This window comes from Rhizohabitans arisaemae (assembly GCF_025996515.1).
Taxonomy (GTDB): Bacteria; Actinomycetota; Actinomycetes; order Streptosporangiales; family Streptosporangiaceae; genus Rhizohabitans; species Rhizohabitans arisaemae.
In genome coordinates, this window is the sequence record NZ_BLRH01000018.1 from 1 (window position 1) to 1,673 (window position 1,673).

Annotated in this window: 1 protein-coding gene and 1 pseudogene; both read right to left on the bottom strand. The window is 69.5% G+C overall.

What is annotated here, in order from left to right; genetic code table 11:
• Positions 1-1,203 (bottom strand): family 2B encapsulin nanocompartment shell protein (locus tag RUR_RS08390; protein WP_283134368.1); only part of this gene is annotated, 1,203 nt, incomplete at its 3' end.
• Between the two features lie 184 nt (positions 1,204-1,387).
• Positions 1,388-1,673: pseudogene (locus RUR_RS08395) on the bottom strand (Crp/Fnr family transcriptional regulator); the annotation flags it as partial.

Sequence of the window (1,673 nt, forward strand, 5' to 3'; positions counted from 1 at the left end):
GCCGGTGCGCATGGCCAGGATGGAGGTGGTGCGGGTCTTGGTGATGGGGATCTTGTTGCAGGGCAGGACGGGGACGCCGCGCCAGGCGGGGATCTTGTGCCCGTTGATCTCGACGCTCTGGGGGTAGATCCCGCGGCTGCTGCACTCCCGGCCGAACGCGGCGATCGCCTGCGGATGCGCGAGGATGAACGCCGGGTCCTTCCACACCGTGGCGAGAAGGTCGTCGAGGTCGTCGGGGGTGGGTGGGCCGGTGCGGGGGTGCAGGCGCTGGCGGAGGTCGGCGTTGTGGAGCAGGCCGATCTCGCGGTTGTTGACGAGTTCGTGTTCCTGGCGTTCGCGCAGGGCTTCGATGGTGAGGCGGAGCTGCTGCTCGGTCTGGTTCATCGGGTGGTTGTAGAGGTCGGCCACCCGGCTGTGGATGCGCAGGACGGTCTGGGCGACGCTGAGTTCGTATTCGCGGGGTGTGGTCTCGTAGTCGGCGAAGGTGGCGGGGAGGTTGTGTTCGCCGGTGTGGCCGGCGGCGAGCTCGATGGCGGCTTCGCCGTGGCGGTTGTGGGGTTTGGGCGGGTTGTCGTGGAGGTTGCGCAGGTGGGCTTGGAGGGTGGGGGATTGGTCGGTGAGTTCGGCGAAGGCCTGGCGGGGGAGGCTGAGCAGGGTGCAGGCGGTGAGGGTGGTGACGGTGTAGGGCCAGGTGGCGGTCTCGTCGGTGAGGGCGTGGTCGCCGAAGTGGTCGCCGTCGGCCAGGACGCCGAGGGTGGCCTGGTCGCCGTAGGGGCCGGCGCCGGTTTTGGTGATCTTGCCGTGGGCGATGAGGTAGATCCGGTCGGCGGTCTGGCCGGTGTGGGCCAGGGTGTGGCCGGCTTCGACTTCGTGCTGGGTGAAGCGGGTGGCCAGGGCTTGGAGGGTGTCGGGGTCGTCGTATCCGCGCAGGAGGGGGATCTCGACGAGTTCGGCGGGGATGACCTGGACGGTGGCCCCGGCGGTGGTGAAGCTGACGCGGCCGTCGCCGATGGCGTAGGTGAGGCGGCGGTTGACGCGGTAGGTGCCGCCGGTGACCTGGACCCAGGGGAGCATGCGCAGGAGCCAGCGGGAGGTGGTCTCCTGGATTTGGGGGACGGATTTGGTGGTGGTGGCCAGGTTTTTGGCGGCCGCGGTACCGAGAGCCGTCTGCCGTTGGGGGTTGCTTTCGAGCGGTTGCGTCACAGTCCGACCACCGTCTTCTGTCGATGCGCTGTTCCCTGTCGATGTCCTGCGCCGGTGCGTCGGGCAGGGTGTGGCCTCCCGGGGCGGACACCGGTACGAGAGTCCCGGCGCCGGGCGGATTCGCGGCGGATCGCGCGGTCGGGCCGCCCGGTCGGGCCGGGGCCGTGTCGTGTGCGCGGGCCTTTTAGTGGCCGAGTTCGACGTTCTCCAGGATGCCGAGGGCGTCGGGGACCAGGACGGCGGCGCTGTAGTAGGCGCTGACCAGGTAGGAGATGACGGCTTTGTCGTCGACGCCCATGAAGCGGACCGAGAGGCTGGGCTGGTATTCGTCGGGGATGCCGGTCTGGTGGAGGCCGATGACGCCTTGGTTCTCCTGGCCGGTGCGCATGGCCAGGATGGAGGTGGTGCGGGTCTTGGTGATGGGGATCTTGTTGCAGGGCAGGACGGGGACGCCGCGCCAGGCGGGGATC